Here is an 807-nt window from a genome sequence, read left to right on the forward strand (position 1 = left end):
GCCTGCGCCGACGCCGCCGGAGTGCCGGTGGTCGTCGAGGCGATCGCCGACTCCACCCGGATCCGCGCCCAGCGGGCGACCGGCTGGCCGCTCACCTCGTGGGTCTCGCGGCTGCGCCCGGACCCGCTGCGCAAGCTGGAGCTCGACCTGGGCGACAGCGCCAAGGCGCTCTCGGGTCGCCAGCGCTCGGCGGTGCCGCAGCCGACGCAGGTCCAGCGGGCCCGGGTCGACGGCGCCATCCGCAGCCTCGCCGACGAGGTCAGCGCGCTGATGACGCCGCCGTGGCGCACCGCCATCCGTCAGGCGTCGGTGAGCCACAGCGTCGAGGTCTCCGACGCCCTCGACAAGGTGCTGGTGAACAGCGACCTCAAGGCCGCCAGGCTGCCGGCCTGGGTGCACCTGGTCCGGGTGCTGCAGTGGGTGCTGGTCCTGGCCGCGGTGGCCGGGGCCGGCTGGCTGGTCGCGCTGCTGGTGGCCGGCGGCTCCGGCAGCGACCTCCCGGACCCGCCCGAGGTCGGCGGCTTCGGGCTGCCCTGGCTGCTGCTGGGCGGGGGAGTCGTGCTCGGCGTCGTGCTGGCACTGCTGTGCCGGGTGCTGGTCCAGATCGCCGCACGGTCCAAGGCCCGCGAGGCCGATCGGATCCTGCGCAGCGGCATCCGTGAGGTCTGCGACGAGCTGGTGGTCACCCCGATCGAGACCGAGCTCGCGACCTACGAGGCGGTCCGCACCGGGCTCAGCGACGCCCTGCGCTGACGGCGGCTGCCCCGCCTTCCTCCACAGACCGACCGAACGGCCGGCGCCTGCACA

1 pseudogene is annotated in these 807 nt (G+C 75.2%); it reads left to right on the forward strand.

The annotated features are described in order from the left end of the window. A pseudogene (locus tag ABD151_RS16440) lies at window positions 1-753 on the forward strand (ABC transporter); the annotation flags it as partial. Between the last annotated feature and the right edge of the window lie 54 nt (window positions 754-807).

This window comes from Nocardioides dubius (assembly GCF_039528155.1).
In the GTDB taxonomy this organism is placed as follows: domain Bacteria; phylum Actinomycetota; class Actinomycetes; order Propionibacteriales; family Nocardioidaceae; genus Nocardioides; species Nocardioides dubius.